The organism is Peribacillus sp. FSL R5-0717, from assembly GCF_038002945.1.
GTDB lineage: Bacteria > Bacillota > Bacilli > Bacillales > DSM-1321 > Peribacillus > Peribacillus frigoritolerans.
In genome coordinates, this window is the sequence record NZ_JBBOOF010000001.1 from 1,717,235 (window position 1) to 1,742,575 (window position 25,341).

Genomic DNA, 25,341 nt, shown 5'->3' on the forward strand with positions numbered 1-25,341 from the left:
TTAATGACATTCTTAACTCTTTACGACTTACGAAACATTACTTAGAAATATTCAAGGACGGATACGATAAAGGCAGGGAATTTAGTAAATTTGTACAAGCATGTTTTGTTTTACCTCATATATATAGTAGAAAAAGGAGTGATATTTATGAATTTAAGTAATGATTTTTTATGCCGTCATAATCCATTCTGCGGTCATAATTCATCCAGCCATGATAAATCATCTTGCTGTGATAAGTCATCCTGCTGTGATAAGTCATCTTGCTGTGATAAGTCATCCTGCTGTGATAAAGCAAAGGACAAAGGGCATAAACAAAAAAGATTCCCGTCAATCGGACAAGCATGTCAGACCCGACAACAAATAAGTGAGTTTTTAAGGGCTTCTACCATAGGTTCAATCATTGGATTCACTACAACCGCTGAACCATTTAAACCTATATTTGTAGAGTTACGAAGTTTTGATCCTGTTACAGGACAAGTGATAGTTACTGACAGAGCAATGGGTAATTTCACTATTAGCCTTTCATCTATTTGTTCCGTTAAAACTATTTGCCCCGTTACAACGCAACCGATGTTTAATGCTTAAGACTTTTTAAAGGATTGGGAAAAGAATTTAAACCTCCCCTAAGGGAGACGGGGGTCATGAAGTTCTGAATGACTCCTTCATATTCTTCTCTATTCCAAGCAGGGTATAAAAAGGCAATTAATTTATTAATTGTCTCAGACTGTAGACAAACCCGATGAAAATCGAGTTTGTCTATTTTTATGGCTTGTACAATTTGGACGTTGATTGGAACGTAGGGCACTCGCTTTCCGCGGGCGGTCGGCCCTCGGCTTTCGCCCGCGGGGTCTCCCCTAGACGCGCTTTTCTAAGCAGGAGTCTCGTACACCCGCTCCAATCAACTTTGTCTTACCTTTTAGATAGAACACTTTTGCCTTGAGTCATTTTTGTTTTAAAATAGAAGTATTAAAACTTGGGGTGATGAGGATGCTTTCTAAACATGATTCTATTCAGCGAGATCAACTTGAAAGGATTACTTTAGACCAACTGGTGCCACCGAATCATTTGGTTCGTAACATGGAGGCTGCCATTGACTTCACTTTTAATACTCTATTTGCGTCTTACTTTTTCAGCAAAATCTAGTGGTGGTTCAAGGGATTTTTAGAATAATTAGATACATAGACTGCAGATGGAAATTTATAAAATAATTTTCAGCACAAAAAAAAGCATTCTGTAAATGATGTTGATATTTTAAAAATCAACTCCCTATTAAGAAGAACTCCTGCCGCTTTATTTTCCCTATTAAACCGCAACTCCGTTTACTCCTATTCCACAACGCCCGATTCTAAAATTTCAACTTTAGCATTCACATTTATCGGGATAGAAGTATAAATTTCATCCCATTTTTTCTTATCCCAGCTTCTAGTCCTCGTTCGTACTTGTTCGCCAATCCCCAGGGGATCAACATGTAGTTTTTGAAAATTCCTCACTAATTTTTCCGAGCGTTCCTTCACATCTTTGGACATTTTATCTTCTATAATTTTAATCATTTTAGGAGTTACTTCATCACCGGTATATTCTCGCAATATTGCCTTTATCTCGAGATCGATCGTTATAGGAGTATCTGTCATCGGCTTTGAAATCTTATAAGACCTTTTTGTTTTTATATTGTTGACGGAAGCAAATTCTCTCCCTTCAATTTTTGTAGAGAACCCTTCCTTGCTTGTTGTATTTTCATATAGCATTTTGAAAATAACATTTTCACGGCTCGTAGTCTGATACACGTATTCCCCTTTACTATTAAACATGGCATTTCCTTTAATATAAACTTTCCCATCCAATGCTTTTACGATAGGTAAGAATGGGTCCATTCCTTCAGAGTAATGAGCATACAAAAAAAGATGGAGGTTAGTTCTAGGCAGCATACCCATTTTTATATTTTGCTCAATTGTATTAGATAAATAAATTCCTTTATCTATGTTGCCAAACTGGGGGCTTAACACATCCTTTGAACTTCCTTCGACAATGCCGAGTTTTAAAGTGGTTCCAATTGAAGGGTCTCTGATTAATGTATCGATTAGATAGAATATCCCTTGTTTCGCAAGCCTTTTTTCGTATAAGACCACCTCTAATTTCCCACTAAAGATGGGTCTTTCAGATTGCTGATTCATCTCATCTCGCACGTCTTTACTAAGTGATGATTTCGAACTATAGGTAATATTTTTAATGGTTTTATCAGGATAATAAAGAGGTGTTACAGCGATAGCTTCGAAATGAGTCTTATCGACATAATCATATCCGATGGCTGTTGCCAAATTTATTTCATCGAGAACTTTGCTATCCACCCCCATGCAGCCTGAGAGAACACTAATTAAAAGAAGTATCAGGGCCAATTTCGCGAATAAAACTCTCATTTCTTATCTTCCTTTTTATTTGACATGACAGTGGATAAACAAACCAGAAATAAGACATAAGGAATTTCCAAAACGAATCCTAAATTTGAAATGTAATCCACATATTGATTAATCATTCCCCTGCCTTTAATCAGATTTGTCATCACAACCAATAAAATTAATAGTAGAGCATAAATTGTTTTCTGCTTCATTTTAAAGTATTGTGAAATCCCCCTTGCCGAAACCCACATATAGAGACATACACTAGGTACTAAAACTAAGACCCATGTAGCGATTCCTATGTACTCAAACCGTTCAACGAAAGGCATTTGTACGATTCCCCAAAAGGACAAAGTTGCCCAAATATATCTACTGATTTGGTCTTCACTGTAATACCCTATTGTCAGGATCGTTAGGCATAAATAAAGGAAAACAGAAGTAAGATTTCCTAGTTGCGCCCACTTTTGTGTACTTTTACGATGCTTAACTAATGGATAATACATCATTAAAGTGGAAACGCCTAAATAGCTATATGACATTTGCTTAGATGCAAGGGCCATGTCTTTAAGAGAATGATTCCAAATGGGTAATAGGTTGCGAAAATGTGTGAATTCCAGCGGGAAATAAAAAGTTAGAATTAAATAAGAAGGGATACTGATCCCTAAAAAGCAAATACCGGCGACCACTCTAAACCCACCTAAAACCACATAATAAATTAATAAAGCAAATATGGAGGTCACCATCCATGTGTTAATTTGGGGGAATACCCATGATTGAACGATTTCAAGATAGGATCTTAAAACAGAAATACCCACCATCAGCCAATACAGTATCCAGATGATATTTAGTAAACCGCCAAGCCACTTTCCAAAAAGTCGTTTCTGTATGCCTATTAAGTCCATATCGTGGCGATTTAATAGCTTGTACATACCCCAAATACCCAAAGAAAAGACTACACCACTTATAATGACCGCCATCCAAGCATCATGGCCAGCAGATTGAATAATTATCCTTTGAAATCCCAGGACCCCTACACCTATCTGAATTTTAACGATTAAAAAATAGACTAGAAATGGTGAGATTTGATCACTTTTATCGTTCATGTAAGAAACCCCCACTCTCACTTAGTCTTTAGAATCTTCCTTGGGTTCTAACCGAACAGTGTCTTCCGTCTGAACCTCAATTGGACGTTTAGCCTGAAGAAAAAATGGTAAACGAATCAAGGCATCCCGCATATCATAAATCCTTGGCGGATATAATGGTTCAAGAAATGGCCTCCCTAAGGAACTTATCCTCAGTAAATGCACAAGCAAAAAACAAAAACTGATAGCTATACCCAATAATCCTAAAAAATAAGCCATGAGTAGGAGAGGAAATCGAATTAAGCGAATGGTATTACCCATTTGATAAACAGGTGTAGTAAAAGAACCAAGAGCCGACAATGCAACAAGAATTAATAATACATTACTCGTTAGCCCTGCTTCAACAGATGCCGTCCCAATTACAATACCACCTACGATACCTATTGTTTGACCTACTTTAGTCGGCAGTCTAGCTCCTGCCTCCCTGAGAAGTTCGATGGCTAATTCCAAGATTAATGCTTCTAAAATCGGTGGAAATGGAATTCCGCTACGAGAAATCACAAGCGTACTGACTAAATCCTTTGGGATCAACTCATAATGATAAGTGAGAACTGCGACATATATGGGGGTCATTAGGATGGAAAACAATACAGCAAAAAAACGAATAAGCCTAAAGAATGAGGCAATCGTCCAGTTGAGAAAATAATCTTCGAATGCCGCAAAGTATTCAAAGAATGTGGAGGGCCCAAGTAAGCCATGTGGAGCTCCATCCACCAAGATCACTACTTTGCCTTCTCCTAGTACCGCAGCCAATCGATCAGGTCGTTCCGTATCGATAAATTGAGGAAAAGGAGAATTTTTATTATCTTCAATCATTTGTGAAATATAGGAGCTATCAATTATTTGGTTAACCCTTAAATCAGATATGCGCTGTATGACGGTTTCTACATTCTCGCTATTTGCAATTCCTTCTATATGAAGCACAGCTACTCTTGTTTTGGATAACTTCCCAACAATAATTTCTTCAACAGCAAGTTCTGCAATTGGAAGCCGTTTTCGGATTAAATATAAATTCGTATCAAGTGATTCGACCAGTGCCTCTTTCGGACCGACAACACTGAACTCTACCTCTGGCAGTGTAACTTGCCTCGAAGTGTTATTTGCTGCTTTAACTAAAACTGCCTGATCAGATTTATTTAATGTTATGGCTATATAACCCATTAACAGCTGACTTTGTAGTTCAGCAGGATTTTTTGTAAAAACAAGCCCCTCTATTGGCAAGTTGTGTACAAGCTCCTCCAGAGTTGAAGAATTTGTATGTAAAAAAGGAAGGAGGTCTCTATGCATTATATCTTTATCAATTAATGTATCGAAAAAAGATACACAGTATATTTCATTTTCAAAATTGAGTGTAAAGCTTGTGAAGTCCTTGGACTTTTGCAGATGTTCGAGTACATCAGTGAAGTCTGTAGATTTATGATTTTCTTGCTTTTTAAAGAATGAATATCTTTTCAATAGACTCCACTCCTTTGATTGTAAGATATGGATATTATTAACGAATGGTAGGATTTTATACGCACGAATACTTAGTTGAAATAACTGATTAAAATTAGCGGCCAACTGTAATTTTTCAATATATTTATTAGTGAGTTTTAATCGGATAAATGAAAAAGAATCATTAAAGGGAGTTGTATTGTCTACTACTCCCTCGTCCATTGAATATTTGTTCAGCCTATAACGAATAAAGATGAATCCACCCCAATACTCTAGCCATCCCCATAGATTTCTAGCATTCTTAAAAAACTTCATAATTAGGCTTGCAACAGAATGGATTCCCTGTTATATTACAATCAATTAAATATTTTCTTACTTCGAAATTTTTTGAAGTGAGGATAGAGGAGCAAAGACCATTAGTACACATTTTGAGGAGAATGAGATCCTATGACTATTGTGGAAAGGGGAATTTGCCGAAGCGGAAAGAATCTCATGTTCTTGAAGCTGGTTCTGCTATTGAATAAATACAGGACTGTCATATAGGAAACTATATGGAGGGCTATCTTATGCGCGGAAACATTTTTTGGTAAATATTGTTTCTACTGCAGCAGCGAATCCTCGTTGTTGCTTTTTTGCGTTTACTCCTGAATGGCCCTAACCACCTCTGAATATTTTTAAAAATTATACAAAAGGGTGTGAAGTTATGAATTTTGGCCAAGTTTTAACCGCAATGGTTACCCCGTTCAATCATAATGAAGAGGTTGATTTTAATGCTACGAGAACTTTAGTAAACCATTTGATTGCTAATGGTTCTGATGGATTAGTAATAGCTGGTACAACTGGAGAATCCCCTACCTTAACTCAAGAAGAGAAAATAGATTTATTCAAATTTGTTGTAGATGTTGTTGATGGAAGAGTTCCAGTCATAGCTGGAACCGGCTCAAATAACACGAGAGCTTCCATCAGCTTAACAAAGCAAGCAGAGGCAGCAGGAGTCGACGGAATCATGCTCGTCACCCCCTACTATAACAAGCCTTCTCAAGAAGGATTATTTCAGCACTTTAGCGCTATAGCCCATTCAACATCATTACCGGTAATGCTTTATAATATTCCAGGACGAAGTGTTGTAAACATGTCAGTGGAGACGATTGTCAGCCTCTCAAAAATCAAGAATATCGTGGCAGTAAAAGAAGCAAGCGGTGACTTGGATGCCATGGCACAAATCATAAGCAAAACAACTAGTGATTTTACTTTGTACAGCGGCGATGATGGGTTGACATTACCAGTTTTAGCCATCGGTGGAACAGGCGTTGTTTCGGTTTCTTCACACATAATTGGTAATGAAATGCAAGAAATGATCAATAGCTTTAAAAATGGTGATGTCCTTGGCGCTGCCGCTGCACATCGTACACTTCTTCCAATCATGAAAGCATTATTTGCTGCACCAAGCCCGGGACCAGTAAAATCTGCATTAAATATGCGGGGGGTACATGTTGGAGGTGTCCGTTTACCATTGATCCCTTTAAACGATGAAGAAGAAAGAGCACTGCAAATAGTTCTACAGCCTAGTAACGCAGAAGCCATTTTATTAAATAAATAAAACTAATGATTCTGGAGAAATTTTAAAAAGCAGTGCATACTCGAAAGAAATGCACTGTTTTTTTATCCATGTATGACTCAGGAGAAAGAATTTATACTATATTTAAAGAATCAATAAGGAGAGAGCCAATGGGGGGTACACACAAACCAAACATTCTTGTATTTAGTTCTATTCAGTCAGAGGTCGATGCTTATGCTGATCATATCCGAAATAGTGGGTTTATATCGGTAAAGACAGCGAAAACTTTGGAGGAAGCAGAAAAATATTTACCCGGCACTGAAGTTATTTTGGGATGGAATTTCCCGACGCAATTACTAAGTAAACCAGTTGCCTCATCTGTTCGCTGGTTTCAATCAATGGGAGCCGGGGTCAATGATTTGATTGCAGACAAATCGATACCTCAAAACATTACAATAACTCGAATTATTGACCAATTTGGTGCTTACATCTCTGAATATGTATTTTCGTTTCTCTTGGACATAGTGAAAGACGGTCCTCGGATGAGACAATCGCAATTGGAGCGGAGATGGGATCCTTTCATTTCTGAAACTCTAAAGGGGAAAACAATCGGGGTGGCTGGACTTGGATCGATTGGCGCTGAACTTGTTCGTAAAGCCCGGGCATTTGATATGAATGTGCATGGGTTAAGCTTTAGTGGAAAACAAGCAACACTCGTGGATCTCCACTTTACTCCAGATCAATGGGATGAATTTGTAAAAGATCTGGATTATTTGGTCCTGACGCTTCCTTTAACGGATTCCACTTATCATATCATTAACCAGGACCTTCTTTTAGCGATGAAGCCCAACGCTTACCTTATCAACGTTGGCCGCGGAGCATTGATAGATGAAGGGGATTTACTATCTGTCATGCGAGCAGGACATCTACAGGGAGCAGTCCTCGATGTATTTGAGAAAGAACCGCTGCCAAAAGAACATGCCTTCTGGTCCATGCCGAATGTGTTTGTCACTTCCCACCTGTCAGGACCAAGTACGATTAACGAAGTGAGCAGCTTTTTCATAGAAAATTTAAGGCGATTTTCAAGTGAACAACCTTTAAGTGGAATGGTAGATCGGAATCGAGGGTATTAAACCCTTAAATAATATTTCAAACAGCCGCATTTTTCATCGGAGGAATGCGGCTTACATTTATTTAGCTTTATATTCCTTTTACAAATCAAAAAGCCCCTCACAAGAGATACTTTTTTTCGATGGAGATAACGCAAGAGTACCATCCATTTATTATCTCCTTATGTATATTTCCATGAGAAAAAGCTGCCTTAAATGACAGCTCCGATCAGTAAACGATTCTATAAATTGTATAAACAAACTAGTCATTCGAATAGTACAAACTGGACATGCTTTGGATGCCGGGAGCGCGGATCACGCTTTTCTGTTCGAATCCAGAACCTCCAAATAATGCTGATTGTACATAATTCCTAGGATATTCCCAAAGGGATCAATCACGGATGCAGTAATGAACCCCTGACCGCGAACTGTGGGTGCCTCGTGTTCTTTCGCTCCCATGGACAGCAGCTTCTCGAAAGTTGCTGTCACATCGTCGACGTGCCAGTACACGACAGCACCACCGGCCGAGCCGGTCGACGAACCACCAGGCGCGTAGCGGCTATCGATTAGGCCCAGCTCGTGCTGGTAGTCCCCGAGGCGAAACTCGGCATATCCCGGGCGTTCGAAGTATGGGTCGATACCCAGCAGCTCTGCGTACCACTTCTTTGCCGCCACTAGATCAGCCGCCCAAAAACTGACGGTGGTGAGTCCTCTTAATGTCTTTGTTTCGCTCATAATCGATTTCCTCCTCAATGTTGAGTAAGTAACTATACTTCAATATTTAGGGTCACCGGGTGATTTCCTATTTGCTGTTCCGATAGCGTCTATGCTGACAACAGTATGTCAGTGCAGGTGGATATTTCATCAAAAGTGGTTGAACATTTATTCCTTTGATTAACTTCGATTTACTTACGAATAAACCCTTCTCTTATTCAAGAAAATGTCCCAATTGTTGAACAAAGTTCAAACGCACTGTTGGACTAACCTGCCTCTAGCAATAAGAAAAAGCTGCCTTAATGACAGCTCCGTTTCTTCAGCTGGCGCACCCTATCTTTCAACAAGAGTTCGTGTAGTTCTCATTATATGTAATCGATCTCGAAATGAGTCGATAGTAAATCCATGCTTTGTAAATCCCATTCAAAGGTAAGTATGGCTGATTGTTTTGATTTATGAGTCAGGAGGGGTACACCATTTTTTATGATCATGCTTTCTGCATCCCAAAAACGGACCGTTTCGTCTTCGCCAGTACGATTACAGACTATTACGGGCAGCCCTGTTTCTAGTGACCTTTGTTCCCATTCTCCCTCCGGACCATGAAATCCGGGACCCCAAGAAGACGGTGCAAGTAATATTTCTGCTCCTTTTTCAGATAAGGTGCAAGCAATATCTTTGTTATATGCGTCTGCACAAATCATAATACCAACCTCAACATTGTCTGTTTTTATTGGCTCCAATACTTCCCCTGATGCTGACCAATCATCAATAACACTGATTTTTCTCTGTCTACCTATTAAATGACCTTTTTTATCTATGACAAACACAGAATTATACAACTCTCCGTCACTGCCTTTTTCAGGGCAGCCCAAAAATACAGTGCTTTTCAAATTCTTTAGTTTACTGCCCAAATTATTCATCCAAGCATCAGGTTGCTTGTTAATCCATCCAGTCCCAATCTTATGATTGAATTGAAGTCCGCTGACACATAGTTCGGGTGTTATAATCCATTCGGCATTTTTATTTGATGCACTATAAATGGCTTGTTCAATTAGTTTTTGGTTATGCTCCACATCACCAGCGATGGGCAATAGGTGCAGTAAAGCTATTTTTATTTTCCCCATAGTGATCTCCTAAACATCAACTTATATTATGGTCATGCTTGTAATGATTGTAGCATGGACATGAATTGGCTTGTTCAAGTAATCTGTCCCGAAAAAGAAAAAGCTGTTTCCTCCCCCATCTCTAAACAAGCCTTTGCTCCAATGAGCAAAGGCCGTTTTTACGAGTTTCTTCTATAATATAAACCAAATTTGCCTAAGGTGCCCCCAGTCGTATACGTGTACTTTTACGAACGAATAATTTGTTCTTTGGATATCTGCTTTGAAGCATCGGGAATCTTTCGTATTTTATAATTGATCATATCTGAAGAGTAAACCTTGATACTCACCATTCCTCCTTGGATTGTAGCCCGGATCAAGATCGGTTGATTGTATTTGTTTTTAAAACTAAAATCAGGCCCATACCAGCTTACTGTAGCATCGCGGCCAGATGGAACATACGGAACGCTCCTTGTATGGGAATAGCGTTGAACCGTTTGCAACCCTGCATTGTCGATAGCATTAAACAAGGTGGATGAAACCTGGCAAATCCCTCCGCCAATCCCTTCAGAAAACTCTCCTTTAACGATAACCCGAGCGAGCAAATATCCTTTTTCTACTGACCTCTTGCCAACAACTTGGTTAAAAGAAAAGACCTCTCCTGGAAACACGACATAATTATTAATGGCTTCAGTAGCAAGTGAGATATTATTTGAACGATTTTTATTGTTCACATTAAAATAGGTTCTATATTCACCTATCTTTTTTTCACGAATTTCCGCAAGCATTTCGCTGTCAACCTTTGGATGAATAGCAAGCAAAGGTACTTCTAGTTTGTATGATCTACTACTGTACAAAAAGGAATGAAATTGTTCTTTAAAGGCTTGATGGTATAGCTTGTAACCTACCCGCCCAGGTAGAATATTACCTTGTTTGTCCATTGTGGCATTTACAGGTTTTTGGTAAACTTGCCGGTCTATTTTTTTGACAAATTGATTGTATTTATCCTCGTCCACCATAGGAACATCCAGATAGGGCATCGTAATATCCGGATGGTTGACACTGGAAATCGTTTGTCCTTGGTGGGTTATCAATAAGCTTTCTGAAATATTCACTGGTTGAACGAATAGCAAAAGTCCGGCAATCCATGTTAATCTCATTTAATGCACCTCCTGGGTTGGTTAATTTTCACCTCAAGTCTTCATAAATTGCATCTTGATCAATAAACCAACGATCAGGCAAACTCTCCTTACGGATCATAAAATGCATAACCTTTTTTTCTTTGCCATCTTTCTTCTTATAAATAGCTACTTGAACGGGTACATCCACGAGAAATAGACCATTTAGCTGTTCAGGCGGTTGTCTTAAAGGGTCAATTACACCAAAATATGTAATATCTTTAACAAGTTTATTGACACGGTTAGGGTGACTCGGATTTGATAAGGTCATTGCTAATAATTCCTGATTTCCTTGATTAATGGCAATGGTAAAAATACGTATAAGTTCATAAGGATTCACGGTTTGTATATAATCATCAAGCTTACCAGCGGCTTTCAATATCATTAATTTATGAGAAAGATCTTCGTTTTTCAAACGATGCGTAATACTTCCAGAGAAATGAACACAAAAATGACCTGAAAAACCATTTGGGAGTGCACCAGCACCATGTGGCATTCCGTGCATGGATGCAGCAATCATTTGATTATTGATTAATACAATAATGGCTCTTCTGTTCCAACTCCATTTATTATTATAAATTTTCTTCATGATTTGAGTATCTTCTTTGGTTAATGGCTGTACATCGGCATGATGGCTGCCTGCCCTTCGTTGTACCTTAAATGATAAACCAGTTTCAATATCGATTATGGTAAAATTTGTTTTATCAGGAATAATGTTATTTACAATCTCCCAAGGTAACATCTCAATTTTAAAACTTATAGGTCCTTCTTCATCTTCCCATTCCATTGCATAGACCGACTGATCGACCATTAAGACAAATATAAAAATAGCGATAATTACTTGATATAATGTATTGTTTTTCATTTGGCCTCTCCTGCATTTTTTCTTATTATTTCAGGACATAATAAATTGAATACCTTTGAAAATTTGGAAATTCTTCAAATTAAGCTAAAAAGGCTCAGACATGCTAGTAATGATGTTCTAATATGTACTTTTGATATCCCTAATCCGGTAACTTAGAAACTACACAAGATGCCATGCGGCCTGCTCCAAGGAAAAATAAAAGACATGATATACAAAAAAGAAAACATCAGTGGGATTGATAATCTCACTGATGTAAGGCTTGCCTCTTATAGTCTGACTACACTTTTAATACTCTAAATGCATCTCTAACTTTTTTAGCAAAATCTAGTGGTGGTTCAATCGATTCAAAGTGCATATACATTGCCCGAGGTTCTTCAAATAACCAGTGATTATGAAGAGAAGTAACTAAAAGGTCCCTTTTTCTAAGTTCAGTTAATAACGGGTTAACTTCTTCTTGTAAAAGAACTGTTTCCCCTAAATTTAACGCATTCCCCCTACTATCAACATTTTCAAACGTAAAAAATTGCGGATTGACTAGTGGAGATTGCGTTCTGCGATCAAGTATTGTGAATCTAATATTACGAAACTTTTGCACCAAGCATACTCCTTCTGGAGTAATCATTCCGTCTCCGCCTAATATTCTTGCAAATTCCTGACATAATCTTCTTCGTTTTTCCGAACTCATGAAAAATCCCCTTTCAAAAAAAAATTTTCCACATGCTAAATTCACGATTATTATATTCATCTGTTGATGAGGATATTAGTTTAAAATCCTCAACTTCTAATAATCTAGGTTATATGACATGAAAATCCCTTCAGGTTTTGTTCTGAAGGGATTTTTGTAGAGTATTATGATACATGTACTAAAGATGCTTACATTGATAAATTGATATGGGAACAATGAAAGGCTCTCACCTTCAACAAGAAATAAAAGAAGGCAAGGGCTTTTTAACTTTTATTTATTAAACCACTGATCATTCTTAAGTGGGAATGGATATGACCAGAAGAGTTTTTTAAAAAGAAAATAGTACCCTCGATAGATTTTGCCATTCGCTGATGTAGAAAATATCATTGCAGGGGCTGTTTGTTGTATCATCAAGAAATTGAAGTGGCAGGAGCTGAGATGACGGATTTCAGGAGTTTACACGTATACTTATTTCTATTTCAGGTGTTTCTAGCATTGTTATGTTAATAAGTAAGTGAAAACATAAAAAGGGCACTTCCTTGAATAAGGAAGCGCTTCTATATTATATAAAGCTATTGGACTTTCATTATAGCATGATTACCCTTCAAATAAAAGGAATTAATGTTTAATTATAGTAATCATATTTTAACATTAGAAAGAGGCCTGGATAAGTCACTGGAAAACTACTAATTTAACTCAGTATCAACAAAAGACCGTCCAGCTTTTGAAAATCGGACGGCCTTGCGGATAATAGAATGTACTTTTACTATGCTTCGTGAGGGAAAATGTTTATTTAGCTGCACCAGCTTTATTTATCACTTCCTTCGCTACCTGCAATGCGGATTCATAATCTGCGTGATCCGTGACTTCCGGTACATATTCCACATACTTAATGGTTCCTTCTTGATTTATTACAAATACTGCCCTGCATTCCAATCGTTGTTCTTTCATATACGTTCCATATGCAGTACCAAAAGACAAATCAAAGTGATCGGAGAGAATGGTTATAGCTTCGACATTACTTTCTTTACACCATCTTGCTTGAGCAAAGGGAAGGTCTGCGCTGATAGCCAACACCGCTACATCATCACCCATTTTGCTTGCTTCTTCATTTAAGAGCCTTGTTTGTAAGTCACATACACCAGTATCAAGCGAAGGAACAGTCGTGATGATGCATGTCTTATTTTTATAGTCTGTTAAATGTACTTTACGGCGGTCATTTGTTAATAGTGTGAAGTCAGGGGCCATATCCCCTACTCTTAGTTCAGGACCAATCAAGGTCACTGGATTCCCGCCTAAAGTCACTGCACCAGTACGCTCATGTGCCAAATTGAACCCTCCAACTCTCTTACTGATTTATTAGCTTCCTCGGTAGGTGCTATATCCTCCCGGAGCAACAAGCAGAGGAACATGATAATGTTCTTCATTACTTCCTATTCCAAAACGAAGTGGTACCTTATTTAAAAATGGCCTTATATTAGGATCAGTCGCACCATCATTGAAATATTCCCCGACATAAAAGACAAGCTCATACTCACCTGGTTTGAGATCATCTCCTTGAAGAAGCGGATCATCCACTCGCCCATCTTTGTTTGTACAGACCTCTTTTATGAAAGAATGGTCTCCCTGTTCTGCTATGGCCCAAAGTTCTATCTTCATCCCTTTTGCCGGCAGACCTTTAGAGAGGTCTAAAACATGTGTGGTCAGCTTACTGTCCATTATCGGGAAGCCCCTACAGTTGAATCAGCTGCCTTTTTTTGTTTAACGTCTTCTTGTGTAACGACAAAGCCTTGGAAGCCAAACGGAGGACGTGGTTCCTGATAAACACTTCCTTCTGAATTCGGAATGGTTTCCACAACGGTTTCCCAGGTACGATTATTGGTTTTAAATTGAACATTCGCCAGCTGAGGGAAACGTTCCAGAATCCTAATGCCAATATGATAAATGAGCTGCTGTATCGAACGGTTATTCAGTTCATGGAACACTGTATTTGCAATATCACAAATTTGTTCTGCTGCTACATATTTTTCTGGATCCGCTCCAGTGCCATCCTCCCAGCGGCTATATTCCCAATCGAAATCCAAGTAGATAAATAGTGGACGATCCTGAGCTTCTGGCAGTGTGGTGTATTCATCTTGAATAAATCCATAAAAAGAGCTTCCTTTAACCTTGATTAAATGGACATCAACTATTCCACTTGAATGCTTAACGATTTTGCTTCCAGTAGGTGTCCTTTTGACTTCGATTGTAGTGGTAGCCCTTTCATTTCTGGAACATCGATAGACAACATCACTATTTTCATGTCCTTCCCCTTTTGGAACGAGTACATGATCGAAGGGAACTTCAGTTGCTGTCAGTTCCACTGCATCTATGTGGCTATACTTATCAAGGAAAACTTCACATATGAACTTTAAAAATCCTTCCGCCGTATTTCCTTGATAATTGGCCGCCTGGCGATGAATGATGTTTTTCATGGAATCCGTTGCAACCACCAAGCTATTATCTCCTTCCGTAAAAGAAGATAAAAAAGCTTCCCCTTTTAGAGAAATCTGGCAATTGAATCCGAAAATAGTATTATCTCTTTCTGTGAAACTTGATTCCGGTATTTTCCTCAAACCTGTAAGAGGCTGCACAAAAGTCCTGTATACAAATACATCCCCTTTACCGTAATACATCGTTCTGTTTTCATTTTGAGCTGTCATATTATTCCTCCTCCTAGTTTATAAAATCAGATAACCTGTGGCTGGCGATTAAGTGGATTTGCTTGATGGCCTCCTTAAGTTCATTTGCCTGATCCACACCAATCCTTCTTTTCATCTCTGCCTTTATCACCGTTTTATCGCTGCCACGGACAGCAAATATGAACGGAAATCCAAACTTTTCTTTATACTGATTATTTAGCGCATGAAATTCTTCATATTCATCCGGAGAAAGCGAATTCAAACCGGCTGCGGATTGTTCTTTAACTGATGCTTCAGCCATATCAATCCGGGCTGCTAAGTCCGGGTGAGACTTGATTAATTGGAGCTTTTCCGATAATGAGGCATTTTGCACAACTACTTCCATTTTCTGTTTTAGGTCCTCTACGGAAATGAATGGCTTGTACTCCCATGAACGCTCTGCGATCCATGGAGAATGTTCATATACCCAACCTAACTTTTCGATGAATTCCGCCTTGTTCAACTCATTAATGCTATTAAGGTCAGATATCAATACGGGCCCTCCCTTCTTCTGATTATTTTTATAATTCAAAACATTCTTAACTTAATTGAATTATATACATGCGTTCATTTATAGGTCATTAGCTGAAAAAGCTAATATTTTTCCAACCCCTTTGTGCTTACCGCACTCACCTTTTAAAGAATAGGCCATCTTAATAGCTTAGATCCAGTTGCCAATATTCAAAAAATTAGTTAAATTAGAGAAAAAAGGCACAGCGAAGGGGACCTATCATGCATTTAACGATGACTGATGCATTAAAATTACCACAGATCAAACAATGCCAAGTGGCAGCTGGCATGCAGGGACTTAATAGAGAAATAGAATCCATCAATAGCTTTGATGCTCCTGATGTGCTTTCCTGGTTGAAGCCAAATGAATTGATTCTAACAACCGGATACTTATTTCAAGATAATCCGCAACAATTAGACCAATTCGTAATCGAATTGGCAAAAATGAATTGTTCAGGATTGTTCATCAAACTGGAAGAAATTCCGCAAACCACCATCAGCATTGCCAATATGGCCAATTTGCCTATTCTCAAAATCCCCCCTGAGTTTTCGCTATCAGATATCATGTCTCCCCTGCTTCGTGAAATAGTGACGAGACAGAATGAACAAAAAAGGCAAAGTTATAGCATGGAGGATATTTCCGAAGTTGGTGCCGAAAATTTAAGTTACGGGATTTTAGGAATGACGGAGGACAAATCCAGCTTCCAACAAATTACTGGGGGCTTCATATGTACGGTTTTACCTTTAACGCTGCAATGGAATCAAAGGAATGATTCCATTACTTATAAACAGCTTATCAAGACAATTGAAACATTAACCGAGCAATATAAAATCGATAAGCTCATAAGGAATATCAAGGGCAGTCTAGTTATCATTTATCTGGATACCATCCCCCTAGGGAACACCCGCTTTTATTCACAAGTCACCCAGATAAGCCAACAGATTATCTCTACTTTATCTACACACCTGCCAATGGAACTTACACTGGGAGTAGGTAACTATCATACAGGTATTAATAACCTGGCCAATAGCTTACAGGAAGCTTTACAATCTATTGATTTGGGAAAACGATTGAACCCAGGAAAAGAAATTTACGGCTACAAAGAATTAATAACATTTAAAATTTTGCAGTATGCTCCAAAAAATGTGCTCATGGATATTGTTACAGGTAATTTAGCACCGCTTAAGGACCATGACGATGAAACCCAGTCTGATCTGATCAAAACCTTGGATGCATATTTGCAATGCAATCTTCGACCTGCTGAAACGGCCAGAAAAATGGGGGTACACCGAAACACTATCCATTTTCGAATTAAAAGCATAAAAAAACTATTAGGAATGGAATTAAGCAATGATGATCTGTTCACTTTAAAACTTGCCCTATATGCCAAACGTCTGTTGGATAATCGATAAGAAATGACCCATACAAATGAAAAACTGCCAGGGATCCTTCATTCCCTGGCAGTTTTTCATGGGCAGTAACAGTTGATCCCCGATTGCTTCCTTTACCTAGTCATGTAATAATAACTTCGCAGCCTTTATACTAAACTGCAATTTAAAAGCAATATCCCTCGATTTTAAATCAACTCCTAATAAGTCTTCAATTCTAGACAAACGGAACTTTACAGTATTTCGATGCACAAACAAAGCCCGTGCCGCATCTTCTATTCTCCCTCTTGAAAATAGATAGGTTTCCAGCGTTTTTAATAACTCCCCCTCATTTTCCCTATCATATACAATAATCGGCTGAATCATGGATAGCACGTATTGAGTTATGGCATCCTTAGGGATTTGGTTTATTAGATCTTCAACTTCAACGCTTGCGTAATCATTGATATTAGTCGGGTTAAGCCTCGAGCCAAGTTGAATGGCCTTTTTAGCTTCAATAAACCCTTCTTTCATATTGTAGATTTCTTTTTTCACCTTGCTTAACCCCATGGATAGTGAAGTGCCAGGATTATCTTTGGATATAAGCCCTTCTAAAAGGATGGCAATTCTTTGAGCCTGCATAAGCAGGTGTTCATCAGTCACCACCCCTTTCCCTTGCAGGATAATCAATTGACCATCGAAGTCGATATTCCAATACTTGAAATCTTCCCTTTCCGTTTGGCTTAATTTCTCCAACATTCTGCCAATTGGAAAGACTGAATCCCCTTCTTCTTTCGTTCCGTTTATTAAGAGCAGAATATATGGCCTATCGGGATTAAAGCCAAATTCCTGTAATTGGGGGATAAAAGATGAACTCCTATTTTCCCCATTCAAAAGAGAATGAAAAACTTCAACACTTCCTTTTCCATTGTTTTTCACTTTCTCCTTATTAACAAGTTCATATGTAAAGCTGAATAATAAGTCGGATAAAGGCATCTCATAAGGAATCTCCAGCAGTGGGAAATTGTACTTGTTCGCTTCTTCCACCATTCCAGGAGGAATCGTAGAAAGAAACCGCTTAATCTTGATAGCTAATCCAGCACTTCCTCTTTTCGACAATTCCCTAACAAGATTGATTTGAGCATTCAGGTCATCCTTAAACACATAACCGGTTGTCAGCAGGAGTTCCCCTCGTTTAATCCATGATATATCCGGATGATCCATTATACTTACTGAATTAATTACCCGAGTTAACCCTTGACTTCCTCCAATAACTTCCACTTGGTTTAGGGCAGGAAGTTTCAAAGCTTTTTCGATCGTTAAATACATATTTCTCCCCCTATTCTTCTTAATTATATACAGAATGAACTAGAATGAATATTCATATTTTTCCAAAAAATAGTCTTGATTTAGCATTATGGCGGTGATAATATAAAAATACACCGATTTTGTAAATAGCGTTTCTTAATAAGCAACAGAAAAACCATTCATAAGGAAGTATTTACAAAATCACAAGGAGGCGATTTCGTTACATTCATATAATTGGAAAGTCGTGACTAATTAAAAGGGGGCAAACATGGAAAAATTGAGCAAACTAAACACGTTATTGTTAGGTTTACAGCATGTTTGTGTAATGTATGGAGGAGCGGTAGCTGTTCCACTAATCGTCGGTCCTGCAATCGGGTTGACACAAGAACAGATCATATACCTGATCTCGTTTGATTTACTCGCCTGCGGGATAGTCACCTTGCTTCAAGTTATTGGCGGTAAAGGCTTTGGTATAAGATTACCTGCTTTAATGGCTGTTTCTTTTATCGTGGTCGAGCCAGTAATAGCCATAGGATCGGTCCATAGTATAACCGGGGTTTTAGGCGCAGTTATGGTATCCGGAATAATTGTTGCCATTTTATCAGGAGTAATCGGTAAATTAATACCCTATTTCCCACCAATTGTTGCAGGGTCCGTCATATTAATCATAGGCGTGTCATTAATGCCAGTTGCCATGAAAAATGCAGCGGGCGGAGTCGGTTCCCCCACCTTTGGAGATCCTATGAATCTAATGCTAGCCTGTTTTACACTAGTAAGTTTCCTTTTATTGAATACACTTACCAAAGGTTTCTTGAAAGCGGTTTCAGTTCTTTTCGCCATGGTTCTTGGCACTATATTGGCTGGTTTTTTAGGTATGGTCGATACCTCCGGCTTTACAGAGGCCAGCTGGTTTACAATGGTAACTCCTTTTTATTTTGGGGTACCTACCTTCGACTTTTCATCTATTATCACCATGACAATCATATCTTTAATCATAGCTGTGGAAAGTATAGGCGTCTTTTTGACACTCGGGGAAGTATGCGGGAAGGAAATAACCGAAAAAGATGTGGAAAAGGGGCTCCGTGCAGAAGGAATAGGGAGCTTCATAAGCGGTATCTTCAACTCTTTCAACCATTCTACCTTCTCACAAAATGTTGGCTTGGTCTTGCTGACAAAGGTAACTCAGCGCTCGGTAGTAGTCACGGCAGGTTGTATCCTAATCTTTCTAGCTTTTGTGCCTAAGGTTGCCGGTCTTACGACAATGATCCCTTTACCCGTTCTGGGCGGGGCCATGATACCAATGTTCGGCATGCTTCTATCTGCAGCTTTGGGGATGATAGCCAAAGCGGATTTAAGCAAACCTTCCAATCAATTGACGATTGCACTTGGGATAGGAGTCGGTCTGGCAGTCAAGGGGGTCCCGGAAGCATTCGATAAATTCCCGGAAACAGTCCAATTAATATGTGGAAACGGAGTCGTGATGGGTACAATAACACTGGTTGTGTTAAATGCCATCCTGAATGGAAAAACAAATCCATCCATTACACACCATCATTCCATACCCGAAATTCAACCAAGCATGAGCCAGAATATTAATATCCACCCTTAGAAAGTAGCGGACAAGGCAATTCTCTAAGGGTGTCTAGTTGGCTAGGTTCTCCAACACTTTTAATTATAACCTTATTCAGGGAATTTTCAAACAAATAATACAAGCACCTTGCAACAGCCTATTTAATAGGTAAGCAAGGTGCTTTTTTTTACTTAATTATGGCTCTTCAACTTTTTTCATTTGAAAAGAGAGCGATATAACCCTCCAAAATTTGGAGTCAATCCCGAAATTCCCGACCTTTTTCGAATCTACATTCAAGGGGGGCCCTTAAATTGTATTTTTTTACAAAGTCTGACTCCGTGGGGTGTCATTGACAAATTTTTTGCATAATAAAATTGAAATTCGGGGTGGTTCTGGAGAGCTTTAAGCTTAACTTTCTTAGCTTATTAGGGGGTAATGGAGGTAAGCCCTGCAACTTCAACATTTTCGGACACGGATGGGAAAAGTATACGCCAACGTTATCAGTTGCCGTTTAAAGGTGATACCATAATTGGAAATGATGTTTGGATAGGAATGGATACTGTCATCATGCCTGGAATAAAAATCGGGGATGGTGCAATTGTAGCCGCCAAATCGGTTATTACCAAAGATGTGGAACCTTACACCATCGTTGGAGGGAATCCCGAAAAGAAACTTAAAACCCGCTTCTCAAAAGAAATCATTAACGAACTGCTGGAAATTAAATGGTGGGATTTAGATATTGATATCATCTCTGCTCATATTGATGTGATAGTAAATGGGGATATGGAAAACCTAAGAATCTTAAAAAATAAAAAATGACAATGCATCAACTACAGAGAATCCGATTCTTGTACCACAAAATGGAGTGAATATCACTTTTTATAATAGAATGATTCCATTGACTATATTAAGATCGCTTTTTAACCAAGGCTTTGTTAAAGAGTAATGTTGATTTTTTGAACAAATAAAAGAGACCACCTATAATGAACTGCACCCCAATTGTTGGAGTGTCTAGTACCCATGCAGCAGCTGTGTATAACTTTGCTTCTCCTTCTACTATTAATAAGTGGCTAAAGCAATTGGAGGAGAACGGGGTTGACGCTCTTGAAACGAATAAAAAGGGGCGTCCATCCATGAAAAAAGAAACGAAGAAAAAGCCAGTAGAAGGTTCATTAGAGGCGTTACAGGCTGAAAATGAACGATTACGTGCAGAGAATGCATATTTAAAAAAGTTGAGAGCCTTAGTTCAAGAAAGCGAAGCGTCCGAACGCAAAAAGCGAAAGTAGTACATGAACTAAGGGGAAATTTTAATATAAAGCTACTTCTGTCCGTCGCAAATCTCGCACGGAGTACCTATTATTATTGGATAAACACCTTCGGGCGTCAGGATAAATACGAAGAAATAAAGCCAGTTATCAAAGAGATATTTCATACGAATAAAGGGAGATACGGGTATCGACGCATTACATTGGAATTACGTAATAGAGGGATTCAAATGAACCATAAAACGGTTCTTCGATTGATGAAGGAGTTGGGGCTAAAGTGTCTGGTCCGTATGAAGAAATACCGTTCATACAAAGGCAAGATTGGAAAGGTTGCGCCCAATATTCTCGATCGCAATTTTAAAGCAACAAAGCCCAATCAAAAATGGGTCACGGACGTAACTGAGTTTCATTTATACGGTGAGAAGTTGTATTTATCACCTATTCTAGACTTATTTAATGGAGAGATCATTGCTTACAATATCGAATCACGTCCTATTTATCCCTTAGTCTCCAAGATGCTCGACCAAGCCTTTATTCGATTGGAATCGAAAGATTCCCCCCATTCTTCATTCGGATCAAGGCTGGCATTACCAAATGAAATCTTATTCACAAGCCCTGAAAACACATGGTCTTACTCAAAGTATGTCCCGAAAAGGAAATTGTTTAGACAATGCGGTCATAGAAAACTTCTTTGGCTTATTAAAATCTGAATTACATTATTTACAGAAGTTCGAAAGCATGGAGCATTTCAAACAAGAACTTGAGGATTATATCCATTATTATAATCACCGACGAATCAAAGTGAAATTAAAAGGCATGAGCCCAGTAGATTACCGGGTTCACGCCCTCAAGGCTGCCTAATTAAATAAAGTGTCTAACTTTTTGGGTTCACTTCATAAGTGGTCTTCTTTAGTGCAACCTAGTGAAGTAAAGCAACCGTTAGTTCATTAAACGATAAATATATTTAATAGCCCATATTATAATTAAGACCCAAATCATTACTATTAGTGAGCCGACTATCCAATTCTTCGGCTTACCCTTTTTCATCATTTCTTCTGCCTTAACTTCACAGTCGGTTAATACACTCTTTGGTATCATCTTTAATGCGATCATTATCCCTATTGGAACGAGAATTACATCGTCTAAGTAGCCAAGAATGGGTATAAAATCAGGTATTATGTCTATCGGACTGAATGCATAAGCGACAACACAAGCCGTAAATACCTTTGCATACCAAGGCACCCGTTTATCTTTACAAGCAAAGTAAAGGATAAAAATTTGTCGTTTTAGACTCCTCGCCCAAGTCTTTATTTTATCAAACATTTTTATCCTCCTATAATAATTAAGCTTTTATTTCCATTATAACAATATAAGATTTACAAAGGATTGTTATTTCACTAACCTCCCCGTTCCATAAGATATAGCTGCCTTCGATCCTAAGCTAAAGCAACCGTTAGTTTAAATACTATTATTTCACAAACTTCGATTACTGCGTTAAGTATTAGTTTTGGAACTCTTCAATTCTATCCAACCATTCATTTAATAGAGTGCTAAAAAGTTGTGGTTGTTCAATTTGTAAATTGTGACCTGCCATATCCAATACAGCAAATGTTCCTCGCGGATACTTGTTTGCTATGTCAAGAGCATCTTTATATCCAACCGAAGAGTCTTGTCTTCCTAACAGGAATACACTCGGTTTAATAAAATCAGACTGGTCAATCTTAAAAGAAAACCCATATTTATTCTTAACCTTATTTAGAAACTTTTCATCTCCAATTTTACAACCACTTAGTATTTCTTTGTTGTACCTTAACCATGTGTACTCATCAAGTATAATGTTGTTATTTCTAAAATCTTCTAATTCACCCGTTGATAGGCTTTCAATAAACTTCTCATCCGTTCTCATTATTTTATGTATCTCAACTGTTCTATTTTCTGGAATAGGAAAAATAAGAGGACATATAAATGCTGCACCAAGTATTTGTTCTTGATGCTTTTCAATAATGCCCCTAGCTATATAGCCACCGTAAGATTCCCCAGCAATTACGTACTCTTGGTTAGGAATTACAGCTTGAATAAACTCTAAAACAGCATTCAGCATTTCATCAGAACTACTTATTTCGTTATATTCTTTTGTTAATCCCATCCCAGGCAGGTCGATATAAATACGTCGCCACCCCTCCCTCTTAGTAAATATTGGTTCCATACAACCACTCATTAATCGATGGTCCGGAGAATAACCGTGTATCATTAAAATTGGTTTTCCTTCCCCTAAATCTTCATAATAAATTTCAGCTTGGCGAACTTTGCAATATGCCATATTAATCCTTCTTTCTATAAAAATCATTTTAACTAACAGTACCTATTCTCTTTTTGTTTCTTCAATTCCTTCTTCAACTATCCTCCCTCTATAACTATTGATGTATCAATGGTTTGCACCACTCGGTATATTAGGGAATTTATTTTTTAATCATATTCCATAGTTGTTTGGGCCTTTTTTTACATATTCTTCACATAAATGATAATGAAAATCATTTTCAGTTATGTTATTATATTTCTTAGTACTTTTTATTTTGAACTATTGGGGGAAAAACATGATGATTGATGCTCTAAGACAAAACAAAAACATTTCTATACTCTTAGCTGTATTACGTGTATATATCGGATATACATGGATTATGGCTGGTTGGGGGAAAATAGCAAGTGGACAGTTTGATGCCTCTGGCTTTTTACAGGGTGCGTTGGCCAACGCAACAGGAGAACACCCGGCAGTTCAAGAATGGTGGGTGGTATTTCTAAAAAATATAGCGATTCCTAATATAGAGGTATTTAATTTCTTAGTTCCTTGGGGAGAACTATTAGTAGGTCTAGGTCTATTAATCGGTTGTTTTACAAAAACAGCAGTGTTTTTTGGAATGGCGATGAACTTTTCTTATATGTTTAGTGGTACTACAAGTACAAACCCACAACTTGTTTTATTGTCAATGTTTATCTTAGTTTCTGCTATGAATGCAGGAAGATATGGGGTAGATGGTATGATTATGCCAACTCTTAAAGAAAAACTATTTGCTAACAAAACAAGAGAGATAAAAGATGCTGCTTAGTTTTTTAATACGTAGATTCGAAAGATCGCCAGTATAGGCGGTCTTTTTTGCAATCTTCTTGTTGAACTAACCTGCCCCTTTAGTTCAACAAGAAAAGCGTCACTTCCTTCTAGAAGTAACGCCACCCTTTAGTTCAAGAAATTATAAATTGTAATAATACCCCATATTAAAATTAAGCCCCAAACTAATATTATTATTGAACCGACTATCCAATTCTTAGGTTTACCTTTTTTCATCAACTCTTCTGCCTTTTCTTCACAGTCGGTTATTACACTCTCTGGTATCATCTTTAATGCAAGCATTATACCTAATGGAACAATAATTACATCGTCTATATAGCCAAGAATCGGTATAAAGTCAGGTATTAAGTCAATTGGACTGAATGCATAAGCTACTACACAAGCAGCAAATAACTTTGCATACCAGGGTACTCTATTATCTTTATAAGCAAAGTAAAGTATAAAAACCTGTTTCTTCAAATTCCTTGTCCACGCTTTAATTTTCTTAAGCATTTTATTCTCCAAATAACATTTATTTTTATTCGATTATATCAAAAGTAAGATTACTAAATGAATTTTTTATAGAACTAACCTGCCCCGATAGTTCCATAAGAAGAAGCTGCCTTAAAGACAGCTGGATCTTCAGCTAACGCACCTGTTAGTGAAAAAAGTTGCCGAAGCAACCTTCCTTATTTAACTAAACATACGTTAATTAGACAGTAAATTAAATTTAACGATTTATATTCTTTGTCATTCCAATGGTAAACTTCTCAAATCCAAAAGTTTCATAATATGATTTCAAACTTTCTACACACATAAGTTGAGGAATTACTCGATTTTGCTCACAATGTTCAATTATTCGATTCAACATTTCTTTGCCAATTCCTTTGGACTGGTAGTTTGGTAGTACACATACTCCACATACAATTCCAGTAATCACACCATCGGAAATAACACGTCCCATACCCACTAACTGTTGTTCATCAAAAGCATAAATTGCATACCAACTTTGATTGCACATTTGTTTCAAATCATTAACTGTTAATTTAAGTGAATTCCATCCTAAAGATTCATATAAGGTTAGTAATTGCTTAAAATTTTCAGGGGGTTCTATTGTATAAAGTATAGTTCTTTCCATACAATTGCCTCCTTGAATTTTTGTATCTTACAGCTTTATATAAACATATAATTTATGTGATATCCACATATTCCCTTCTGTAAGCCTGTCCCTTTAGCTCATAAGAATAAGAGCTGCTGAATCAACTCCCTTATGGAAGTAAAGCACCCGTTAGTTCATTAAGACTTATGTAGAGTTGAAA

General features: G+C 37.8%; 23 protein-coding genes, 2 pseudogenes and 1 riboswitch. Of the genes and pseudogenes, 8 read left to right on the forward strand and 17 right to left on the reverse strand.

Annotated elements, in window-relative coordinates:
• Positions 1-147: 147 nt before the first annotated feature.
• Positions 148-585 (forward strand): hypothetical protein, encoded by a 438-nt coding sequence (locus NYE65_RS08310; RefSeq protein ID WP_340860451.1) that lies wholly within the window; start codon positions 148-150, stop codon positions 583-585.
• A 740-nt stretch (positions 586-1,325) separates the two neighbouring features.
• Here NYE65_RS08310 and NYE65_RS08315 read toward each other — a convergent pair.
• The 3 genes from NYE65_RS08315 to NYE65_RS08325 are packed head-to-tail and all read right to left on the reverse strand — an operon-like array spanning position 1,326 to position 4,990.
• Entirely contained in the window at positions 1,326-2,414 is a 1,089-nt protein-coding gene (locus tag NYE65_RS08315) for a Ger(x)C family spore germination protein (protein ID WP_328178190.1), read from the reverse strand.
• On the reverse strand, positions 2,411-3,496 hold the full coding sequence (locus NYE65_RS08320; protein ID WP_340860453.1) for a GerAB/ArcD/ProY family transporter: 1,086 nt from the start codon (positions 3,494-3,496) through the stop codon (positions 2,411-2,413). The genes NYE65_RS08315 and NYE65_RS08320 overlap by 4 nt, the downstream gene beginning before the upstream one ends.
• 21 nt (positions 3,497-3,517) lie before the next feature.
• Complete coding sequence (locus NYE65_RS08325; protein ID WP_340860454.1) at positions 3,518-4,990, reverse strand: spore germination protein; 1,473 nt, start codon at positions 4,988-4,990, stop codon at positions 3,518-3,520.
• Positions 4,991-5,360: 370 nt separating this feature from the next.
• Positions 5,361-5,539, forward strand: a riboswitch (Lysine riboswitch).
• Positions 5,540-5,672: 133 nt separating this feature from the next.
• Here NYE65_RS08325 and dapA point away from each other — a divergent pair.
• Both dapA and NYE65_RS08335 read left to right on the forward strand, forming a co-directional pair.
• Positions 5,673-6,569, forward strand: coding sequence for a 4-hydroxy-tetrahydrodipicolinate synthase (dapA, locus tag NYE65_RS08330; protein WP_340860456.1), 897 nt, complete (start codon positions 5,673-5,675; stop codon positions 6,567-6,569).
• A gap of 128 nt (positions 6,570-6,697) precedes the next feature.
• Positions 6,698-7,660, forward strand: coding sequence for a D-2-hydroxyacid dehydrogenase (locus tag NYE65_RS08335; RefSeq protein ID WP_340860458.1), 963 nt, complete (start codon positions 6,698-6,700; stop codon positions 7,658-7,660).
• 291 nt (positions 7,661-7,951) lie between these two features.
• Here NYE65_RS08335 and NYE65_RS08340 read toward each other — a convergent pair whose 3' ends face one another.
• The 9 genes from NYE65_RS08340 to uraD all read right to left on the reverse strand — a co-directional run bounded on the left by NYE65_RS08340 (position 7,952) and on the right by uraD (position 15,391).
• Positions 7,952-8,371 carry a VOC family protein gene (locus NYE65_RS08340; protein WP_268590214.1) on the reverse strand — a complete coding sequence of 140 codons (420 nt, stop codon included), beginning with the start codon at positions 8,369-8,371 and terminating at the stop codon, positions 7,952-7,954.
• 344 nt (positions 8,372-8,715) lie between these two features.
• Entirely contained in the window at positions 8,716-9,474 is a 759-nt protein-coding gene (locus tag NYE65_RS08345) for a carbon-nitrogen hydrolase family protein (RefSeq protein WP_340860461.1), read from the reverse strand.
• A gap of 224 nt (positions 9,475-9,698) precedes the next feature.
• Entirely contained in the window at positions 9,699-10,610 is a 912-nt protein-coding gene (locus NYE65_RS08350) for a VanW family protein (protein WP_340860463.1), read from the reverse strand.
• 28 nt (positions 10,611-10,638) lie between these two features.
• Positions 10,639-11,493, reverse strand: a complete 855-nt coding sequence (locus tag NYE65_RS08355; protein ID WP_268938148.1) for a hypothetical protein — start codon at positions 11,491-11,493, stop codon at positions 10,639-10,641.
• A gap of 277 nt (positions 11,494-11,770) precedes the next feature.
• Complete coding sequence (locus NYE65_RS08360) at positions 11,771-12,178, reverse strand: DUF1259 domain-containing protein (RefSeq protein ID WP_268938147.1); 408 nt, start codon at positions 12,176-12,178, stop codon at positions 11,771-11,773.
• A gap of 789 nt (positions 12,179-12,967) precedes the next feature.
• Positions 12,968-13,507 (reverse strand): thiol peroxidase, encoded by a 540-nt coding sequence (gene tpx / locus NYE65_RS08365; protein WP_063575047.1) that lies wholly within the window; start codon positions 13,505-13,507, stop codon positions 12,968-12,970.
• 30 nt (positions 13,508-13,537) lie between these two features.
• A complete protein-coding gene (gene uraH / locus NYE65_RS08370) occupies positions 13,538-13,897 on the reverse strand; it encodes a hydroxyisourate hydrolase (RefSeq protein ID WP_340860467.1) in 360 nt (119 codons plus the stop codon).
• Positions 13,897-14,880, reverse strand: a complete 984-nt coding sequence (gene pucL / locus NYE65_RS08375; RefSeq protein WP_053536436.1) for a factor-independent urate hydroxylase — start codon at positions 14,878-14,880, stop codon at positions 13,897-13,899. Before pucL ends, uraH begins: the two co-directional genes overlap by 1 nt.
• A gap of 13 nt (positions 14,881-14,893) precedes the next feature.
• Positions 14,894-15,391 (reverse strand): 2-oxo-4-hydroxy-4-carboxy-5-ureidoimidazoline decarboxylase, encoded by a 498-nt coding sequence (uraD, locus tag NYE65_RS08380; RefSeq protein WP_340860470.1) that lies wholly within the window; start codon positions 15,389-15,391, stop codon positions 14,894-14,896.
• Positions 15,392-15,630: 239 nt separating this feature from the next.
• Between uraD and NYE65_RS08385 the strand changes: the two genes are divergently transcribed.
• On the forward strand, positions 15,631-16,821 hold the full coding sequence (locus NYE65_RS08385; protein WP_340860472.1) for a PucR family transcriptional regulator: 1,191 nt from the start codon (positions 15,631-15,633) through the stop codon (positions 16,819-16,821).
• Positions 16,822-16,917: 96 nt separating this feature from the next.
• Here the strand turns inward: NYE65_RS08385 and NYE65_RS08390 are convergent, their stop codons facing one another.
• The gene (locus tag NYE65_RS08390) at positions 16,918-18,105 is read right to left on the reverse strand and encodes a PucR family transcriptional regulator (protein ID WP_328178180.1); all 1,188 of its coding nucleotides are present in this window, start codon (positions 18,103-18,105) and stop codon (positions 16,918-16,920) included.
• Positions 18,106-18,352: 247 nt separating this feature from the next.
• Between NYE65_RS08390 and NYE65_RS08395 the strand changes: the two genes are divergently transcribed.
• The 3 genes and pseudogenes from NYE65_RS08395 to NYE65_RS08405 form a co-directional block, all read left to right on the forward strand.
• Positions 18,353-19,693 (forward strand): nucleobase:cation symporter-2 family protein, encoded by a 1,341-nt coding sequence (locus NYE65_RS08395; protein ID WP_340860474.1) that lies wholly within the window; start codon positions 18,353-18,355, stop codon positions 19,691-19,693.
• Between the two features lie 401 nt (positions 19,694-20,094).
• A pseudogene (locus NYE65_RS08400) lies at positions 20,095-20,473 on the forward strand (CatB-related O-acetyltransferase); the annotation flags it as partial.
• 185 nt (positions 20,474-20,658) lie between these two features.
• Positions 20,659-21,780 (forward strand): annotated as a pseudogene (locus tag NYE65_RS08405) (IS3 family transposase); the annotation flags it as partial.
• A 78-nt stretch (positions 21,781-21,858) separates the two neighbouring features.
• Here the strand turns inward: NYE65_RS08405 and NYE65_RS08410 are convergent.
• A complete protein-coding gene (locus tag NYE65_RS08410; RefSeq protein ID WP_328178178.1) occupies positions 21,859-22,242 on the reverse strand; it encodes a YkvA family protein in 384 nt (127 codons plus the stop codon).
• A gap of 178 nt (positions 22,243-22,420) precedes the next feature.
• Positions 22,421-23,239: an alpha/beta fold hydrolase gene (locus NYE65_RS08415; RefSeq protein WP_340860475.1), complete on the reverse strand. Its 819-nt coding sequence runs from the start codon at positions 23,237-23,239 to the stop codon at positions 22,421-22,423.
• A gap of 274 nt (positions 23,240-23,513) precedes the next feature.
• Between NYE65_RS08415 and NYE65_RS08420 the strand changes: the two genes are divergently transcribed.
• Positions 23,514-24,023, forward strand: coding sequence for a DoxX family membrane protein (locus NYE65_RS08420; protein ID WP_328178176.1), 510 nt, complete (start codon positions 23,514-23,516; stop codon positions 24,021-24,023).
• Positions 24,024-24,151: 128 nt separating this feature from the next.
• Here the strand turns inward: NYE65_RS08420 and NYE65_RS08425 are convergent, their stop codons facing one another.
• Positions 24,152-24,535 (reverse strand): YkvA family protein, encoded by a 384-nt coding sequence (locus NYE65_RS08425; RefSeq protein ID WP_340860477.1) that lies wholly within the window; start codon positions 24,533-24,535, stop codon positions 24,152-24,154.
• 217 nt (positions 24,536-24,752) lie between these two features.
• Complete coding sequence (locus NYE65_RS08430) at positions 24,753-25,160, reverse strand: GNAT family N-acetyltransferase (protein ID WP_106027950.1); 408 nt, start codon at positions 25,158-25,160, stop codon at positions 24,753-24,755.
• Between the last annotated feature and the right edge of the window lie 181 nt (positions 25,161-25,341).

What these genes read in the sequence shown, in the direction of transcription:
- NYE65_RS08310 (WP_340860451.1), top strand. Translation starts at nt 148, where the DNA reads ATGAATTTAAGTAATGATTTTTTATGCCGTCATAATCCATTCTGCGGT.
- NYE65_RS08315 (WP_328178190.1), bottom strand. Translation starts at nt 2,414, where the DNA reads ATGAGAGTTTTATTCGCGAAATTGGCCCTGATACTTCTTTTAATTAGT.
- NYE65_RS08320 (WP_340860453.1), bottom strand. Translation starts at nt 3,496, where the DNA reads ATGAACGATAAAAGTGATCAAATCTCACCATTTCTAGTCTATTTTTTA.
- dapA (WP_340860456.1), top strand. Translation starts at nt 5,673, where the DNA reads ATGAATTTTGGCCAAGTTTTAACCGCAATGGTTACCCCGTTCAATCAT.
- NYE65_RS08335 (WP_340860458.1), top strand. Translation starts at nt 6,698, where the DNA reads ATGGGGGGTACACACAAACCAAACATTCTTGTATTTAGTTCTATTCAG.
- NYE65_RS08340 (WP_268590214.1), bottom strand. Translation starts at nt 8,371, where the DNA reads ATGAGCGAAACAAAGACATTAAGAGGACTCACCACCGTCAGTTTTTGG.
- NYE65_RS08345 (WP_340860461.1), bottom strand. Translation starts at nt 9,474, where the DNA reads ATGGGGAAAATAAAAATAGCTTTACTGCACCTATTGCCCATCGCTGGT.
- NYE65_RS08350 (WP_340860463.1), bottom strand. Translation starts at nt 10,610, where the DNA reads ATGAGATTAACATGGATTGCCGGACTTTTGCTATTCGTTCAACCAGTG.
- NYE65_RS08355 (WP_268938148.1), bottom strand. Translation starts at nt 11,493, where the DNA reads ATGAAAAACAATACATTATATCAAGTAATTATCGCTATTTTTATATTT.
- NYE65_RS08360 (WP_268938147.1), bottom strand. Translation starts at nt 12,178, where the DNA reads ATGAGTTCGGAAAAACGAAGAAGATTATGTCAGGAATTTGCAAGAATA.
- uraH (WP_340860467.1), bottom strand. Translation starts at nt 13,897, where the DNA reads ATGGACAGTAAGCTGACCACACATGTTTTAGACCTCTCTAAAGGTCTG.
- pucL (WP_053536436.1), bottom strand. Translation starts at nt 14,880, where the DNA reads ATGACAGCTCAAAATGAAAACAGAACGATGTATTACGGTAAAGGGGAT.
- NYE65_RS08385 (WP_340860472.1), top strand. Translation starts at nt 15,631, where the DNA reads ATGCATTTAACGATGACTGATGCATTAAAATTACCACAGATCAAACAA.
- NYE65_RS08390 (WP_328178180.1), bottom strand. Translation starts at nt 18,105, where the DNA reads ATGTATTTAACGATCGAAAAAGCTTTGAAACTTCCTGCCCTAAACCAA.
- NYE65_RS08395 (WP_340860474.1), top strand. Translation starts at nt 18,353, where the DNA reads ATGGAAAAATTGAGCAAACTAAACACGTTATTGTTAGGTTTACAGCAT.
- NYE65_RS08410 (WP_328178178.1), bottom strand. Translation starts at nt 22,242, where the DNA reads ATGTTTGATAAAATAAAGACTTGGGCGAGGAGTCTAAAACGACAAATT.
- NYE65_RS08415 (WP_340860475.1), bottom strand. Translation starts at nt 23,239, where the DNA reads ATGGCATATTGCAAAGTTCGCCAAGCTGAAATTTATTATGAAGATTTA.
- NYE65_RS08420 (WP_328178176.1), top strand. Translation starts at nt 23,514, where the DNA reads ATGATGATTGATGCTCTAAGACAAAACAAAAACATTTCTATACTCTTA.
- NYE65_RS08425 (WP_340860477.1), bottom strand. Translation starts at nt 24,535, where the DNA reads ATGCTTAAGAAAATTAAAGCGTGGACAAGGAATTTGAAGAAACAGGTT.
- NYE65_RS08430 (WP_106027950.1), bottom strand. Translation starts at nt 25,160, where the DNA reads ATGGAAAGAACTATACTTTATACAATAGAACCCCCTGAAAATTTTAAG.